The organism is Lederbergia citri, assembly GCF_018343625.1.
Classification (GTDB): domain Bacteria; phylum Bacillota; class Bacilli; order Bacillales; family Bacillaceae_C; genus Lederbergia; species Lederbergia citri.
Window position 1 is genome coordinate 1,431,117 of the sequence record NZ_JAGYPG010000001.1, and the last position, 16,763, is coordinate 1,447,879.

Consider the following 16,763-nt stretch of genomic DNA (forward strand, 5'->3'; position numbering starts at 1 on the left):
TCCTTGTATTATTAACTGTCATTTAAAAAGACGGGATAAATCCGCCAATACTATCATCATAAGATATCTTCTATATGTCTTATATTTATCGTTTTCCCTCTTTTAGCCCATGGTACATTTATTTCACTTGGCAATGCCCATTGTTCATAGCATTGGATAAGCTTTTCATCTAACCCTTTCACCCAAGTAACATCTCTTTCTTTATCTAGTCTTATAAAACTTTCAGGAAATGAAGGAATATCAGGAACTGATTCGTGCATTGCAGCAATGGCTTGTACATGTGGTGTTGCTGCTTCCGGTCCACAAAGGATATTGTGATCCCCTGTCGCAACAGCATTGATACAAGTGCTTAATTTTTGCAAATGGTCCCTTTCCGGATCAAAGTATACTTTCTCCGTACCATCTTTAAAGCGTACAACTACTCGGTTGTCATCTTTACCTTCTGATCTATAAATGGTTGCCTTTTCAAATTCATATAAAGAATGTGGTCCAAATGAATCTTTTACTGCATGAGTTGCATAATAAAGAATTTCCACATCATCTCTAGTTAGAATTCTTACAGCACATGTATCAAAGCTTTCAATTGGATTGGCACGGTACAGCTCTGCCATTAAGTTTTTTAATTGAACACTTGCATCTGTTTTTGGGCCTAATAAATAAAACATATGATGTAGATAATGCGAAGTTGCATTATTTGCAACACTATCTAAAATAGGTGCTCCATCGTTGCTGTACAACCGTCCTGCCCAATTATTCCTGTTAAAATATGCAGCGTCTCGTGGCCAATTTACTATTGCTTTTAGACGCTTTGGCTTGCCAAACCTTCCTTTCAAAATATCTTGTTTCAAATTTTGGACAGATTCTGTGAAAGACCAGTTAAAACCGATTGCTACAAATTTTCCTGTCCTATTCCGCATTTCTATTATCTGTTTAGCCTCTTGAGGAGTTGCACACATTGGCTTTTCACAAAGCACGTTACTCCCATGAAGAAGCGCGTAACAAGTTTGTGTTGCGTGAATATGGATTGGAGTAGATAAGATGGCAAGATCTGCTTTATTGTTAACATAAAATTCTTCGAGTGTAGAAAAGACCGGGATATTATGTTGTTTAATTCTTTCGTAATTCCCACTTCGTTCTGGATTTGGATCTACTATGCCTACAATACTAGCCTTCAATTTATATCCATTATTAAGAAGCTTTTCCACATAAATATTTCCATAGCCTCCAATGCCGACTAATACAACTTTCACATCATTTTCCATCACTGTTATCAGCTCTTTCTTTATGATCAATTAAACATTTATGATTTATATTACTTGAACTGTCAAAAAAGAAAGTTTTCCCATTAGGTAGCTTCATATTCAATGGTATATCTTTCGGTCCATTTACCATAATGCTGAATTGTTTCTCATTTATTCTCCACTCTACATATACTAAGCCGTATGGAGTAGCTACCGAACCTTTTGCCGATAAAAGATTTCCTAGTTTAGGCTGAACCAAAATTCTTTCAAATCCAGGTAAATCAGGTTGGACTCCTAATATTTCAGATGTAAATTCATATAACGGAGCTGCCCCCCAAGCATGGCAATCACTTCTTTGGATAACCGGATCCTCTACCCATGTTGTTAAGTTTAACTCGACCATATTACGCCAAATATCCCATAAATCAAATGATCGATCATAAAGAGAAGTCTTAGATAATGCTCTAAAAAGGAAGAACGCCATAGCATATGAAACCTGTGAAAGAGTCTTGTCATTAAGCACTTTCTCCATAACATTGACTGCTTTTTCATCCCCGATCACATTGGATAGAACACTCCAAATTTGGACATGCTGACTATATTCCTCAACATTTGGTCCATCACGAAAAAGCTGCTTTTCTTCTGACCAACAATGCAGAAGAATTGCGTGCTTAAGCTTTTCCGCTCTTTCTTGATATTCTCTAGCCACATCCTGCCGTCCTGTCCATTCATTTAGTTCTGCTCCTTTTTGTAAGGCAACCGCATACATTAAATTATAAATAGTTAAAGGGCCGTTTGCTACTGCTCCTGGAATTCCGAATGGCCATTCCTCTACCCAATCAACAAAATTCCAATAGGAACTTGAAAGATTATCAACAAGCCCTTCTGAGCCTACCTTTCGCTCAAACCAATCTAATACTGCATCCATCGTAGGGCGGTATCGTTTCACTAAATCTACATCACCAAAATACATATAGTGGTCGTGCAGCATAAGAATCCAATATATTGAAAAGCCCGGGATGACTTGAGGCAAAACAGATGGATATCTACTTTGCAACATGCCTGAAGGCAACAAAGAACTATGGAAATCAAAAATTGCTTTACGGGCTAATCTATCATCGCCGCTAATAGCGTATGTAAATAAAATTTGTAATCTTGTATCCATTGCATATTGTAATTGCTCATAGTACGGACAATCTTCATATGTTTCATGCATGCAACGTTTTAATGTTCGAACGCTTACATCCCAAAGAGGGGTTAATGAAGGATCAGAGCTTTGAAAATCTGCTTTCACATCTAATGGATATCCCGTCTCCCTATAAGAAAAAGAATGGATTGTAATGGGTTGATCTCCTGCTTCAATTTCTAGTTTCACAAATCGAAAAGTCCGCCACCAAAATGGTTCATACACTTCCTGTCTTTCCTTTGTACCACTCCCACTCACGATATATATATCAGAATCACCTAGAAGCTTACTTCCTTTTGAAAAATCATCACGTACTCTTTTTATTCTTCTTCCTGTTTCTGGATCTTCTTTTTCATAACACTCGGAAGATAATATACTGAGTTTCGCTCCTTTTCCACCTGAGACCTTAATATTTAGATAACCGGTTGTCAATTCACCCGCGTCAAGTTCTACTATAAATCGAGAGTTTCGGTCGATAAATAGAGAGTGATCTTTATTTGTAAAATCTTTTTTTGAGATAGCATCTCCTTCAGTACGCATGATTCTGAGAAATAATTTTTCATCTTCATATAAAAAGGGAACACTGCGGCTTGTTAATTGCCAAGGTGTCAGTAATCCATGATCTAACTGAGGATCCAGAAATGGAACTGCCTCACTCCAATTACTATCGTCGTAATCAATTTTTTCCCAACCATGGGGAAGATCAACTCCATTTACTCTTTCTACTCCACCAAGCCAAGTGGATGAAATCCAAGATTCGGCTTCATAATGAATAGCGATGTCTTTAAAACATTTCCATTTATTATCAGTATGAAGAGTTTCGACTATCTCTCCTTTACTCGTTTTCAAGCTTCCTTCCAAAAGGAACCCACCATTTGGCGAATGCCAAATTGATTCGGGGCTAGGGTGTGAACTATTAGAGGAGTAATGAACTACCTTAACAGCTAATACATTTTTCCCTACATTCAAATAAGCTGAAAGATTTACAGTTTCATAATAGTGGCTATAATTATCACCTTTTAAAGGACCAACACAAATAGATTGTCCGTTGAGAAAAAGACGGTATCTGCTGTCTGCACTTACATTTACGACTAGTTGGCAGTCATTATTTTCAACATGGAATGTTCGTCTAAAATAGACAATTTCATGTTGAAGTGGAAATGAGTCCTCTGACCAAATCCATTTCGCCACCCAGCGCTTATTTTCTTCCATTATGTTCTCTCCCTATTTCATTAATTAAAAATGATAGAGCGTCTTTCTTTGAATAAGAATTCATCGATATTTTCATCTCTCTTCTTTTGTCTTTGACCAGTTCTAAGTAAGCTAATAAATTATGGGAGGTAAGTTCCTTTTCTTCTAAAGTGATTGAATATCCTTTTTCCTCGAATAATTTTGCATTTAATATTTGGTCACCCCTGCTTTGTTGTAAGGATAATGGGATGATAATCATCGGTATTTTTAGTGCAAGAAACTCAAAAATTGAATTTGAACCTCCGCGTGTAATGACAATATCTGTGGCTGCCAAAATATCGGCAAGCTCATTATGTATGTATTCAAATTGTTTATATCCTTTTATATCAGTCAAATGTGGATCGATATTATTCTTTCCACATATATGGACTATCTGATATTTCTTTGTTAATTGTTCAATAGCCGCGTGAACGGTTTCATTAATTTTTTTAGCACCTAAGCTGCCGCCCATAATGGTCAAAATTGGAAGCTTTGTATGGAAATCGAGATATTTTCTTCCCTTTTCTGCTGAACCTAGTAAGATTTCCCTTCTTATAGGCGATCCAATAAACATAGTTTTATTTTCGGGAAAATATTTAACCGTTTCTTCGAAGGAAGTAAAGATTTTCGTAGCAAATCTTTTTGATATTTTATTTGCGAGACCTGGCGTTAAATCACTTTCGTGAATATAAATTGGAATTTTCAATACTTTTGCCGCAATGATAACGGGAACTGAGACAAAACCTCCCTTAGAGAAAACAATATTTGGTTTTAGCTTACGCAATACAGTTCTTGCTTCTACACAACCTTTAAATACTCTAAATATATCAGTAATATTTTCAAAGGATATATATCTTCTCAACTTACCACTACTAATACCGTAGTAGCGGATGTTTATATTTTCAATTAAGTTTTTTTCAATTCCACTTTTTGACCCGATGTAAAAAATATTCCATTCCTCTTTATTTAACTCTCGAATAATTGCAATATTAGGTGTCACATGTCCCGCAGATCCCCCGCCGGTAAATACAATATTTCTTTTTTCCATATTGCCTCCTAGGATATACAGATACTTTCTTCTAGTATAGGGGAAAACAACCTTACGTTCTATAAAAAATGAAAACGTTTTTTAAAGGGAATTTTATCAATGAAGTAGAATTATTATGTAATGAGATTTAATAATCTTTGATTTTTTTGATATAAAGGAGTGGTTTATCTATGCCATATTTATCATTAAGTACATGGAGTTTACATCGAAATCTCGGACCACTGTATTGGACAGTCTGGGATGATGAGCAACAGAAACATGTGGTTCAAGTAGAGCCCCAACCTGAAATTACTACTCTTCTTGAATTACCGGCTATTTTAGCATCTAAAGGATATAAAGCTATAGAGATATGCCATTTCCATTTTCCGACGACAGACTCCGACTATTTACAAAAGTTAAATAAAGCTTGCAATGAAGCAGGTATAATGTTCAACACTCTTTTATTGGATTACGGAGATATAACATCTGAGGATGAAATTCGTAGAGAAGCGGATATAAAATTAATGAAAGACTGGATTGAAATTGCTGGTGAAGCCGGAGCAAGACAAATTAGGATAATTGCTGGTGATGCTTCACCTGAAGATAATCCCGCACTTGTTCGATCATCAGAAATTTTAACGAATCTTATAGAATTTGCCAATAAATTTGGAGTGAAAATTATAACCGAAAATTTCCATTCACTTACATCGACTGCTGATAACTGCATTAAACTTGTTGAAAATTGCAATGAAGAATTAGGACTTATTGCTGATTTTGGAAATTTTAAAGGTGAAACTAAATATGATGAAATCAAAAAAATACTCCCTTATAGTCAATCCGTCCATGCAAAGCCTGAGATGGATGCGGAGGGGATTCCAGATGAAAATGAATTTCATAAATGTCTAGATCCTTTAGTTGCAACCAACTACAATGGCCCCATCAATATAATATATGATGGTCCTGGAAATATGTGGGAAGGAATTGAAAGAGTTAGAAAAATAGTAGAGTCATATTTATAATGAGAAAAGTGCAAGCGCTTGTTCAGCGACGGACAGTCCCGTCATGTAAAGGACAAGAAGTTTGCTATTAGATATTAACTTGTATTACATATGTAATGACTAAAAAAAATTCTCTACAACACTATAATAATTTATTTAACTAATAGAAAGGTCTCCCCACTATAAAATAGTGGAAGAGACCTTTTTGTATGACAATATTAGTTACCAGCAATTTTTGCTTTGTTATCTTGCCATTTTTTAGTTTTGTATTCTAATAATTTGCCATATCCGACAGCTTGAGCATCTTTTTCAGCTTGATCTAAGATTTTTAGAACATCAGCTTCACTCTTAGCATGAAGTGCTTTTGCTCTCGCTTCGTCATATATTTCGTTGACACGTTGCTCTGCCATACCTTCTTCCGTTTCTGGAAGTGGAGATAGGTTAGAGAACTCAGTACTATTTGCTTGTGTTTTCCAAGTGATGCTCGTTTGGTATTTAGTTGCCCAGTTTTGTTGGTCTTCTGGCAACGTCATTTCGTATGCTGTTTTGGATTTGTCGATATAAACTACGTTACCAACCCATTGAAGGCTATTTGTAACGTTCATTAATTTATCGCGATTTTCAACATCAGTTGTATATTTTTCTGTGAATACCGGAGCTTCTTCAATGCCGTTAATAGATTGTGTTCCTTCCCAATATAAGCCTTCTGGTCCCCAGAAAATAGTACGTTGACCTTCTGGACCTACCATCCAATCATAGAAAGCAAAGATCGCTTCAGGGTTTTTAGCAGCTTTCGTAATGACACTTACGTTCCAGCCAAGCTGATTCCATGTTCCTGGAGTGATTTTTTCCTTGTTCAATCCTTCTTTATGGATTGGCCAAATCATTTTTAATCCAGCATCTGGATCTTCAGCTTTTAATGTAGTATCAGCTAAGTTAGCATTTTCAGTTGGTGAACTATCTGCAAATACTGCAAATTTACCAGAAACAATTTTTTCTTTTACTTGCTCAGCAGTTTGAGTCAAAGTATCTTGTGAAATTAATCTTTCACTATACAGTTTATTCATATAAACCATAGCTTCTCTAAATACAGGGTCTGTAAAGATAGAAGATAGTTTATCACCATCTGGAACAAAATGATTACTCATGAAAAGGTTTGGATGTTCTTCACCAAATGCGGAATATAGAACGTCTAGTCCTCCACCTTGTCCTGCTTCAAATGGTACAACATCTGGATATTTTTCTTTAACTTGCTTCAAGAATGCATATAAATCATCAGTCGTTTCTAATTTAGGTGAACCTAGTTCTTTATAGATTTTATCATTTACAACATAACCTGTATTTCCATTTGGCTGTGTTGTATACCAGTTAGGGATTGCATAAATATGTCCATCTTCTGCACGAAGCATATTAAGTGTAGATTCTCCAACCCATTCTTTAATGTTTGGATATTTATCGATATACTCATCAAGCGGAACGAGCATATCTGCTTCACGAAGTCTGTCCAAATCTGCATTGCGATCTAACCACATAACATCTGGAAGGTCGTTACCAACAATCATTGTATTGAATTTTTGTGCAGCATTACCACCAGAGCTAACTGCCTTTACATTAACTTTTTTGTTTTCTTTAATCCACTTTGTGGCTAAGTCTTCGCCCCAAGTAGGCATTGTATACCAGTCATAGTGACCATACATTGTATATTCTAATTCGTCTTCTCCTAGAACAAATCCTTCACCCTTTGTGCCGGAATTTGATCCCCCTTTATCATTGCCTTCATTGTCGCCGGAGCTACCTTTTGAACATCCGGAAAGTACACTAAAGGCCATGAGTAGAGCAACTAGAGATAAAGTCAAAAACTTCATCTTGTTTCTCATTTCTTTTCCCCCTTGTATTTATCTTTTTATATATTTAAAGCTTGCACTTTAAATCAAGTTGATTACCCTTTCAAAGAGCCGACCAATACCCCTTTAACGAAGTACTTCTGAACAAATGGGTATACACAAATGATCGGTATCGTTGCAACCATCATGGTCGCCATCGATAGGGATTTTGTAGAAACTGATTTTAGTTTCTGCATATGAGCTGCAGCAGTTGAATCAGCCTGAGCCATTTGCTCCGTCATAATATTAGAGCTAAGGATTTGCTGTAACATCGTTTGGATTGGCAATAATTTTTGATCTGAAATATAGATGCTTGGAGAGAACCAATCATTCCAATGATAAACAGCTGTAAATAAAGATAATGTTGCGATTACTGGACCGGAAAGCGGAAGGATGATTCTGAAGAATGTTCCCCAATATCCACATCCATCAACTTTAGCCGATTCTTCAAGCCCTGCAGGCAAGCCTTGGAAGAAGGTCCGGAAGATGATCATATTCCATACGCTGATTAAGCCTGGAATAATCATGACCCAAAATGTATTGAAAAGTCCTAATCCTCTAATCAATAGGAACGTAGGAATCAAACCACCACTGAAAAACATCGTGACGACACAGAAAATCATATAGTAGTTTCTACCAATCAATTCTCTTCTCGACATTCCGTATGCGAAAATCGCAGTAAACATAACAGCTGTTGCCGTTCCGATTACGGTACGAAGAATAGAGATTAAAAATCCATTCAGGAGACGAGAATCCTGGAAGACGACACCGTAATTGTCCAAAGAAAACTCCCTTGGCCAAAAGGTAACTCCACCTTTCATCGTATCGACTCCGCTGTTAAACGAGATGACCAACGCGTTCCAGAACGGATAAAAGGTAACAAAAGCTAATATTGTAAGCATGATATATATGGTAATCGACATCACTCGATCGCCAGTTGTCATTTTTAACATGTGGACTCCTCCTCCCCTTTCCCTTTTTTTACCACAGGCTGCTTCCTGCTCTTCTTGACAAGAAGTTTGCCAATGTGAGCAAGCCTACGCTGATGATGGCTTTAAATAATCCGACAGCGGTTGCATAGGAAAATAACGAGTGCTGAATACCACGTCGGTAAACGTACGTATCCAGAACATCGGATACATCCCTTACAACTGGGTTAGAGCCTAATAGGAGAATGTCCTCAAAACCAGCATTCAATAAGTTTCCAATTGCCAAAATCATGAAAATTAAGATAACTGGCAAGATAGAAGGAATGGTAATTAAATATATTTGTTTGAATCTGCTTGCACCGTCAAGGGCTGCGGCTTCATAAAGCTGCTGATCGACACCCGCAATAGCGGCCAAGTAAACGATCGATCCAAAACCGATATCTTTCCATACATTCGTCGTAACTAAGATTGCCCAAAAATATTTCGGAATGCTTAGGAAACTGATTGGTTCGTTAACAGCTCCAATCTTTTCCAAGGCGATATTAAGACTTCCGTTATCTGTCGACAATAATGACATAACAAATCCTGACACGATAACCCAGGATATGAAATGAGGTAGATAGCTCACGGTTTGAACAACACGCTTAAAGACCATATTCCTTACTTCGTTTAACATTAAGGCCAAAATGATCGGTGCCGGAAATCCAATGAAAAATTTCAGAAAGCTGATCACTAGCGTATTTCTCATTACTTGCCCAAATTCTGGAGCTGAAAAAAACATGTTGAAATGTTTCATACCAGCCCAAGGACTTTCTGCAATCCCCTTGAATATGTTGTAATCCTTAAATGCCATAATAATTCCGTACATCGGAATGTAACTAAAAATAAAGATGAAAATGATCGCCGGAATAACCATTAATTGGAGTTCCCATTGATTCAATAGTCTTAAGAAGACCGATTTCTTTTTTGGCACTATCAAGACATCTTTATTTGCAACTGCCTTTTCCATATTGTCCCCCCATTTACCCTTAGAAGATATAATAAATTTTGTTTTATCAAAAATATCTAACTTATTGTTAATTTCTCTAATTCTATTTAACTAACAAGTTTTGATATAAGATCCATTTTCTTACTATGGAAGTATCTAATCTTATAAGAAATTCTTACTTAGATAGATACGGCAGTTTTTCTTTTAAGTAGTTAATACTAATTTCAATGCTTTCAAACGGGGTTTTGCGACTCGCATCTTGCTCTACTACCCACCACTTCACATTTGCTTCTTCGCCAATATTTAATACTGCTTCAATATCTACTCCACCTGTACCAAGCTCAGCAAAAAACTTTTCTTCATCAGTTGTCATGTCTTTTAAATGAACTAATGGAGTTCTGTTTTGATATTTTTTAATCCATTCAACAGGATTTTCACCAGCTTTTGTTAACCAATAAATATCTAATTCTGTTTCTAAATTTTCAGAACTTACATCTTCAAATATACTTTCAAGCGCAGTTCTTCCGTCTGACAAACGCTCAAGTTCAAAATCATGGTTATGATAGCAAAGTGTTATGCCTTCTTTGCGGCATTCTTCCCCCGCTTTTTCCAAGAATGAAATAAGTTCTTTATAATCTTTTTCACTTCTACGGTCTGGCATAAGGAAAGGGCATACAATATAGTTACTGCCAAGGATTTTTTGATCTTCAATGACTGCCGCTAAATCGCTTTCTAAAGCGTCAAGGGAAACGTGACTTGAAGCAGCTTTAAGCCCATACTCGTCAAGCAGTGCTCTTACTTCTTTCACTTCTAACCCACCATACCCTGCAAATTCCACACCATCAAAACCTAAATCAGCAACTTTTTTCAGCGTCCCAGCAAAATCTTGAGCGCTTTCATCACGCAAAGTGTACATTTGAACAGCAACTGGAATCGTTCTCATTTTACATCCCCATTTCTATTGTTTGTGCATAATGCAGACTTTTTGACATCTCTTAAATTCTATGGTGATAATAAGAAGATTTATTATTTTAAAATATTTAAAAAAGAAATGATATTTTATTTTAAATCTACTTATTTTGAAAATCTGCAATCAAAACCTGTTGAAAAAATTCATTCTATTAAACGTTTTCAAATTGAAAAATATTTAATTTTGGTTAATCGTTTCAACTGATGTAATTGTATACCAAATTTTTCTTTCTTTCAATACATATTTTTCTCTTTCTTATCCTTTTTTGTCGAAATTATATTTCTAATAATTGATATTATACAGATATTTCGACATATATCTACTATTTTTAAAAAATTTATTTTAAACGATTAACTTATTTCTCATATTATTGTAAAATAGTTATTATCATGAAAGCGGTATCATATTATTTTATTTGGGGGTGGAAAATCGTGATAGGTATGAAAGACATTGCTAAAAAAGCAGGCGTCTCCATCGCGACTGTTTCCTATGCACTTAATGGAAGTACTAAAATTCCAGAAGCTACTAAAAAAAAGATTCTGGAGATTGCAAACGAATTACATTATGTTCCAAATGCAGCAGCACGTTCATTAAAGAAACAAGAGACAAAAATAATTGGTATATTTTTTATTCTTGATTATAGTGGGAGCTTTTTCGGTCCCATTTTACAAGGGATTTATGAAACACTTTCTAATACTGATTATGAAGTGATTGTTTGTTATGGAGAAAATTCACACCGTTTTTTACCAGAACAGGTTATTGATGGGGCGATTATTCTTGACGCGGGCTTTTCTAGCGAAGAATTGATTAAACATGCCAATCAAGGTCATAAAATTGTCGTATTGGATCGAGAAATCGATCATCCTAATATTAATCAAATATTGCTTGATAATAGTAACGGGGCAAAATTAGCAATTGACTATTTACTTGAAAATGGACATAAAAAATTGTACATCGTAAAAGGGCACTCAGATGCCTATGATGCCAATGAGCGCCTTCTAGCTGTAAGAGAAGAACTAAAGCTTCATAAAAATATTGAGTATTATGAAATTGAAGGTACATTTGACAAGCAATCCGGGGAACTAGCTGCGGAAAAAATGGTTCAGGAATATAATGAACCAGCTGCGGTTTTTTGTTTAAACGACAATATGGCGATAGGTATGTATGATTATCTTTCAAAAACAAATTTTCGTGTAGGTGAGCATTTCCATATAATTGGATTCGATCATACTGAACTATCCCAGTACGTTACTCCAAAGCTAGCTACCGTCGATTATTCTAAACGTAAATGGGGTGCATTAGCTGCTAAGAATTTGTTAAAATTACTTTCCAATCAAAAGGTAGCAAAGGAAATAATACCAGTTTCACTAATTAAAGGCGGCTCTGTAAATGAAGTAAAAAAAGAAGCATTAAGCTAAAATGATGGACAAGGATGAAAATACGTACCTTGTCCATCATCCATTTTGATCTATCCATTAATCGCTTCTAAATATTTCTTTGCTAATTCCGTTAACCCTGTAAAATTTCGCTGTTCGATCATAGCTTTATCTATAATATTACTTCCAATCCCTACCCCAATAACACCAAGCTCAAAATAATTTCGAATGTTGCTTAGATTTACTCCACCTGTAGCAATCATTTTTACATCAGATAAAGGTGCTCTAATTTCCTTTAAATAATTTAAACCAAGGGATTCCATCGGGAATAGTTTCACTGCTTTGGCTCCCGCTTTTAACGCCTTCATTATTTCAGTTGGAGTCATTACTCCAGGGAATATTTCTATTCCATGTTCACAAGCCCGTTCGACTACTTCTTCATCAAGATTCGGCGTAACGATATATTGAGCCCCTGCCTGTATCGCATTGGATGCCATTTCAGTATTTAATACTGTTCCTGCACCAATAAAAACGTCATCATGTTTAAAATAATTTCGCCATTTGTCAATAATCTTCAATGCCCCTTCTGTATTCATTGTTACCTCTATAAAACGGATTCCTCCCTCTACTAAAGCTTCGGCAATCGGAAGGCTGTCTTCTTCTTTTATCCCTCTAGCTATAACGATTATTTTCTCTTTTTCTACATTTTTTATTATACTCATAGGTAACTCTACCATTCTGCTATACTCCCGTCTCGATGCCGCCATACAGGATTTTTCCAGTCATGCCCAATTTCGGCCATCCTACGGACATATTCCTCATCCACTTCAATTCCAAGTCCTGGACCTTCTGGTATTGCAACATGACCTTCATTATACGAAAATACAGTTCGATCTTTAATATAATCCAATAAATCATTTCCTTGATTATAATGGATGCCTAAGCTTTGTTCTTGGATAAATGCATTGTGTGCCGTCGCATCCACTTGTAAACATGCAGCAAGTGCTATTGGACCAAGCGGGCAATGAGGTGCTACTGCAATATCATACGCTTCCGCCATTGAAAAAATTTTCTTACATTCTGTAATACCACCTGCATGCGAAAGATCTGGCTGAATAATATCTACATATCCATCATGTAGTAAATGTTTGAAATCCCAGCGAGAAAACATTCTTTCACCTGTTGCGATTGGAATATTTGTCGAACTTGCAATATCTCTAAGTGCTTCATTATTTTCAGGCAAAACTGGCTCTTCTATAAACATCGGGCGAAATGGCTCTAATTCTTTTGCTAATATTTTTGCCATCGGTTTATGTATTCTACCATGAAAATCAATTCCGATTCCTAATTCACCACCAGCGGCATCTCGTACAGCTGCAATTCTCTCGACAGCTTCATCAATCTTTTTGTAGGAATCAATGTATTGAAGTTCCTCTGTTCCGTTCATCTTTACGGCGGTAAAACCATTATCAACTGCCGCTCGAGCTGCCATTCCAACATCTACTGGCCTATCCCCTCCTATCCACGAATATACACGAATCGATTCCCTACATGCTCCCCCTAACAATTGATATATTGGCGCATGTAGAAATTTACCTTTTATGTCCCAAAGCGCCTGGTCAATTCCAGCAATTGCGCTCATAATAATGGGACCTCCGCGGTAAAAACCAGATCTATACATAACATTCCAGTGATCTTCAATTCGCAAAGGATCTTTTCCAATTAAGTATCCCATTAATTCTTCCACACACGTCTTTACAGTTGCCGCTCTTCCTTCAACAATTGGCTCTCCCCATCCAACAATTCCTTCATCTGTTTCAATTTTCAAGAAAAGCCATCTAGGGGGAACTTGGAAAAGTTCAAAACTAGTAATCTTCACTTTATTTCCACCTTTTCTTTCACGAATTGTAAACATTGCATTCTTTTATATTTCTTACCCGCTCCAATTGTTTGCGCTTTCAATTAGATTGAAGCCTTATAGACCCCTTTCTTTCAATCCATTTATATGGTCCAATAGCTTAATCCTTAATTTTACATTTAGCCATCGCTAGATGTGCTGAACCAATCAAACCTGCAGAATCCCCTAGACTACCAATCACCAAATTTGGCAGCTCACTATTTGCATAATGATTTTCAAAAACCTTTTGGATTGGATCTAATATAAACTCCCCAGCAGAGGCAGCTCCTCCACCAATAATGATGGCTTCAGGATTTAACAAAAACGTTGCAGTTAAAAGTTTATTAGCCAAAGTTTTACCGACAAATTCAAATATTTCAATCGCAACTGAATCATTTTGTAAACAAGCCATATATACATCCTTTGAAGAAATCGTACCATCGTTTGCTTTTAAAATCGTTTCTTTCTCAGCTTGGACTGCTTCTTGAGCTAACCTGCTAATCCCACTGGCAGATGCAATCGTTTCTAGGCAGCCTACTTTTCCACAATTGCAAAGATAATTTACCCCTGAAACCTGATCATGTCCTAATTCTCCAGCATAAAAATCGGAGCCTGTCACCATCTGCCCGTTTACCATCACTCCAGCGGCCATCCCTGTCCCCAACGTGATACAAATTATATTTTCAGCACCTTTACCACTTCCTGCCAATGCTTCTCCCCGCGTATAGTTGCGTACATCATTATCGATAAATACTGGTACGCCCAATCTTTTCTCCATTTCTAATGCAAACGGGACTTCCTCGTAACCTAAATTGACTGCCCTTATCACTATGCCAGTATTAGGATTTACTTTTCCAGGAACGCCAATTCCGACACATGCTACTTTATTTTCATAGCCATTGTTTTTGACGAGTTTGTTAACTTTGTCGGCAATTAAATCAAAAAATTCTTCTGGATTATTTGTCTTTTCTGGAAAATATGGCTTAAGCGTAGGAATACTCACTTTTTCAAGCAATTCCAAATCATCGTTAAAGATTCCAATAACTGTATTAGTCCCCCCGATATCAATTCCGATTACTCCCTTGCCCATACGATCGCCCCTCTGCAAAATATATTTCTTATTAAGATGGATTTTATCATGGCTGTAATAGATCGTGCAATGAACTCTTTTGATTCTAAAAATTTTATTTCCCTTTGCAAACAACGTTTACATAAAATAAAAAATAAATGTACAAAAAGGGACTGAATGAAAAATTGGAAACAATCATTTTTATTGGCAGCAACAAAACGGGAACGAGCAAGGAGGCGTTGACGACTGCAAAAGAGATGGGCTATTGTATAGTGTTATTTACTAACAGAAAAAATCTTCAGTTTTCTGATGTTGATAACATCATTTATACAGAGGATCTATTTAATGAAAGAATAATTTTTGATGAGATTACAAAATTGGAAGAGCAAGGAAAACATATTCGTGCTTGCTTAAGTTTTATTGATCCCTTTGTCTCATATGCTGCGAATCTTTCTAAGAAACTCGGATTGGTGCATCTATCGATAGACTCCCTTTCCTTAATGGAAAATAAAATAATGTTTAGGGAAAAACTAAAAAATCTTCCATCCTCCCCTTCCTACTCAATCGTTGATCCATATACTCCATTAAATGAAATCAACTACATGAACTTTCCGCTGATTGTAAAAAGCCCTATCTCGAATGGATCCAAGGATGTTATTTTCGTAGATTGCATCGAAAATTTAAAAGAGGGTATTCAAATTTTACAAAAAAAGGATTGTTCTTCCCCTATATTAGTAGAAGAATATTTACATGGGACACAATATTTAATTGAAATTATCGTATACAATAGTGAAATATCAATCGCAGCCATCATTAAACAAGAAGTTGCAAACGGAGGAAAAATTATCGTAGTTGGCTATCAATATCCGTCCGGACTAAAAAAAGAAATAGAAGAAAAGTTAGTCAAAACGATAGAGAAAATTATTGAAGAACTCGGATTCACAAATGGTGCATGTCACTTAGAAATGAAATATATGCAAGATAATTGGAAATTAGTAGAGATTAATCCAAGAATGTCTGGAGGATATATCAATTCAATGATTGAATTAGGAACTGGCATACATCTCATAAAAGAAATCATTAAAATGAATTTGGGTGAACATCCATCTCTTGTTCATACTAAAAAAGACAATGTATACTCACGATATGTAACGATCAAATCAAGAGGTACACTCCTTAAAGTTGTAGGAAAAGAAAAAGCTTTGAAACATATAGGAGTAAAACATGTTTATATCAAGCCTAATGAAGGAGATGTGTTAACCGAGCCTTACTCTATGGGAAATCGTTATGCATGTGTAATAGCTGTTGGCGAATCAATGGAAGCTGCAAAAAAAAATGCCATAAATGCTTCAAAAGAAATACAATTTTATCTAGACCCATTTTAAAAATAGGAATAAAGCCTAGGTCTATATTCCGATTTCAATCTCACCATCCCTTCTCCGTACAATATGATATTACAAAGGACCAACGAGGGGAGCTGACATAATATGAAGCAAATTATATGCAACGCACTTATCGAATTAAAATCATTACAGGACTTATTAACAGAATCCTCATCGAAATATTTTGGGAGCAAGCTTTCTGATTTAGTAGGTGTAGATACAATCCCTTTCATAATGTATACAAATGAAGGGGTGTTAAATCGGATGGGTAAGGATAAAACTAAGGATGAAGAAACCTTTGTAACAAATTTTTTTCGCATCGAATCAATCGATCAAAAAAGATATGAGGTGCAAGTTTCTTTACTACGTCCCTTAGACATAAAAGGAAAAGATACACTTTCGATAATTGATCTCATAAAACTAAAAAAAACTAACACATTTACAACTATTGATTTATCCAATATTCATGGTATCCAACCATTAGATGTAGATTATGTAAAAAGAAAAGTCATTGTTGAACCAAAATATTAATCGCTAATTTCACCCTTGCAAACTAATAGGGTGATTTTTTTATTTCTCGCTTCAAT

At 35.9% G+C, this 16,763-nt stretch carries 14 protein-coding genes; 4 read left to right on the plus strand and 10 right to left on the minus strand.

The window, feature by feature from the left end:
* Positions 1 to 56: 56 nt before the first annotated feature.
* Genes KHA97_RS07285 through KHA97_RS07295 form a run of 3 tightly spaced genes read right to left on the minus strand, consistent with a single transcriptional unit; the run spans position 57 to position 4,705 of the window.
* Positions 57 to 1,262, minus strand: a complete 1,206-nt coding sequence (locus tag KHA97_RS07285) for a Gfo/Idh/MocA family protein (RefSeq protein WP_213124346.1) — start codon at positions 1,260 to 1,262, stop codon at positions 57 to 59.
* The gene (locus KHA97_RS07290) at positions 1,252 to 3,639 is read right to left on the minus strand and encodes an alpha-L-rhamnosidase-related protein (RefSeq protein ID WP_213124025.1); all 2,388 of its coding nucleotides are present in this window, start codon (positions 3,637 to 3,639) and stop codon (positions 1,252 to 1,254) included. Before KHA97_RS07290 ends, KHA97_RS07285 begins: the two co-directional genes overlap by 11 nt.
* A complete protein-coding gene (locus KHA97_RS07295; RefSeq protein ID WP_213124026.1) occupies positions 3,626 to 4,705 on the minus strand; it encodes an undecaprenyldiphospho-muramoylpentapeptide beta-N-acetylglucosaminyltransferase in 1,080 nt (359 codons plus the stop codon). The genes KHA97_RS07290 and KHA97_RS07295 overlap by 14 nt, the downstream gene beginning before the upstream one ends.
* Before the next feature lie 170 nt (positions 4,706 to 4,875).
* Between KHA97_RS07295 and KHA97_RS07300 the strand changes: the two genes are divergently transcribed.
* Positions 4,876 to 5,703 carry a sugar phosphate isomerase/epimerase family protein gene (locus KHA97_RS07300; RefSeq protein ID WP_213124027.1) on the plus strand — a complete coding sequence of 276 codons (828 nt, stop codon included), beginning with the start codon at positions 4,876 to 4,878 and terminating at the stop codon, positions 5,701 to 5,703.
* 197 nt (positions 5,704 to 5,900) lie between these two features.
* On the opposite strand, the gene KHA97_RS07305 is transcribed toward KHA97_RS07300, so the two are convergent.
* The 4 genes from KHA97_RS07305 to KHA97_RS07320 form a co-directional block, all read right to left on the minus strand.
* A complete protein-coding gene (locus KHA97_RS07305; protein ID WP_213124028.1) occupies positions 5,901 to 7,559 on the minus strand; it encodes an extracellular solute-binding protein in 1,659 nt (552 codons plus the stop codon).
* A gap of 62 nt (positions 7,560 to 7,621) precedes the next feature.
* Positions 7,622 to 8,518 (minus strand): carbohydrate ABC transporter permease, encoded by an 897-nt coding sequence (locus KHA97_RS07310; RefSeq protein ID WP_213124029.1) that lies wholly within the window; start codon positions 8,516 to 8,518, stop codon positions 7,622 to 7,624.
* Positions 8,519 to 8,546: 28 nt separating this feature from the next.
* Complete coding sequence (locus KHA97_RS07315; protein ID WP_213124030.1) at positions 8,547 to 9,503, minus strand: ABC transporter permease; 957 nt, start codon at positions 9,501 to 9,503, stop codon at positions 8,547 to 8,549.
* A gap of 154 nt (positions 9,504 to 9,657) precedes the next feature.
* A complete protein-coding gene (locus KHA97_RS07320; protein ID WP_213124031.1) occupies positions 9,658 to 10,425 on the minus strand; it encodes a sugar phosphate isomerase/epimerase family protein in 768 nt (255 codons plus the stop codon).
* A 458-nt stretch (positions 10,426 to 10,883) separates the two neighbouring features.
* Here KHA97_RS07320 and KHA97_RS07325 point away from each other — a divergent pair, with 458 nt between their 5' ends.
* Positions 10,884 to 11,870, plus strand: a complete 987-nt coding sequence (locus KHA97_RS07325) for a LacI family DNA-binding transcriptional regulator (protein WP_213124032.1) — start codon at positions 10,884 to 10,886, stop codon at positions 11,868 to 11,870.
* A 50-nt stretch (positions 11,871 to 11,920) separates the two neighbouring features.
* Here KHA97_RS07325 and KHA97_RS07330 read toward each other — a convergent pair whose 3' ends face one another.
* From KHA97_RS07330 to KHA97_RS07340, 3 genes are all read right to left on the minus strand, one after another.
* Positions 11,921 to 12,565 (minus strand): bifunctional 4-hydroxy-2-oxoglutarate aldolase/2-dehydro-3-deoxy-phosphogluconate aldolase, encoded by a 645-nt coding sequence (locus KHA97_RS07330; RefSeq protein WP_233713329.1) that lies wholly within the window; start codon positions 12,563 to 12,565, stop codon positions 11,921 to 11,923.
* A complete protein-coding gene (dgoD, locus tag KHA97_RS07335; RefSeq protein WP_213124033.1) occupies positions 12,559 to 13,707 on the minus strand; it encodes a galactonate dehydratase in 1,149 nt (382 codons plus the stop codon). The genes KHA97_RS07330 and dgoD overlap by 7 nt, the downstream gene beginning before the upstream one ends.
* Positions 13,708 to 13,846: 139 nt before the next feature.
* Positions 13,847 to 14,815 (minus strand): ROK family protein, encoded by a 969-nt coding sequence (locus KHA97_RS07340; RefSeq protein WP_213124034.1) that lies wholly within the window; start codon positions 14,813 to 14,815, stop codon positions 13,847 to 13,849.
* 164 nt (positions 14,816 to 14,979) lie between these two features.
* On the opposite strand from KHA97_RS07340, the gene KHA97_RS07345 reads away from it, so the two are divergent.
* Together KHA97_RS07345 and KHA97_RS07350 are read left to right on the plus strand one after the other, a co-directional pair.
* Positions 14,980 to 16,179 (plus strand): ATP-grasp domain-containing protein, encoded by a 1,200-nt coding sequence (locus tag KHA97_RS07345; RefSeq protein ID WP_213124035.1) that lies wholly within the window; start codon positions 14,980 to 14,982, stop codon positions 16,177 to 16,179.
* Between the two features lie 102 nt (positions 16,180 to 16,281).
* Positions 16,282 to 16,707: a CotY/CotZ family spore coat protein gene (locus KHA97_RS07350; protein ID WP_213124036.1), complete on the plus strand. Its 426-nt coding sequence runs from the start codon at positions 16,282 to 16,284 to the stop codon at positions 16,705 to 16,707.
* The last annotated feature ends 56 nt before the right edge of the window (positions 16,708 to 16,763 follow it).

What these genes read in the sequence shown, in the direction of transcription:
- KHA97_RS07285 (WP_213124346.1), bottom strand. Translation starts at nt 1,262, where the DNA reads ATGGAAAATGATGTGAAAGTTGTATTAGTCGGCATTGGAGGCTATGGA.
- KHA97_RS07290 (WP_213124025.1), bottom strand. Translation starts at nt 3,639, where the DNA reads ATGGAAGAAAATAAGCGCTGGGTGGCGAAATGGATTTGGTCAGAGGAC.
- KHA97_RS07295 (WP_213124026.1), bottom strand. Translation starts at nt 4,705, where the DNA reads ATGGAAAAAAGAAATATTGTATTTACCGGCGGGGGATCTGCGGGACAT.
- KHA97_RS07300 (WP_213124027.1), top strand. Translation starts at nt 4,876, where the DNA reads ATGCCATATTTATCATTAAGTACATGGAGTTTACATCGAAATCTCGGA.
- KHA97_RS07305 (WP_213124028.1), bottom strand. Translation starts at nt 7,559, where the DNA reads ATGAGAAACAAGATGAAGTTTTTGACTTTATCTCTAGTTGCTCTACTC.
- KHA97_RS07310 (WP_213124029.1), bottom strand. Translation starts at nt 8,518, where the DNA reads ATGTTAAAAATGACAACTGGCGATCGAGTGATGTCGATTACCATATAT.
- KHA97_RS07315 (WP_213124030.1), bottom strand. Translation starts at nt 9,503, where the DNA reads ATGGAAAAGGCAGTTGCAAATAAAGATGTCTTGATAGTGCCAAAAAAG.
- KHA97_RS07320 (WP_213124031.1), bottom strand. Translation starts at nt 10,425, where the DNA reads ATGAGAACGATTCCAGTTGCTGTTCAAATGTACACTTTGCGTGATGAA.
- KHA97_RS07330 (WP_233713329.1), bottom strand. Translation starts at nt 12,565, where the DNA reads ATGGTAGAGTTACCTATGAGTATAATAAAAAATGTAGAAAAAGAGAAA.
- KHA97_RS07340 (WP_213124034.1), bottom strand. Translation starts at nt 14,815, where the DNA reads ATGGGCAAGGGAGTAATCGGAATTGATATCGGGGGGACTAATACAGTT.
- KHA97_RS07350 (WP_213124036.1), top strand. Translation starts at nt 16,282, where the DNA reads ATGAAGCAAATTATATGCAACGCACTTATCGAATTAAAATCATTACAG.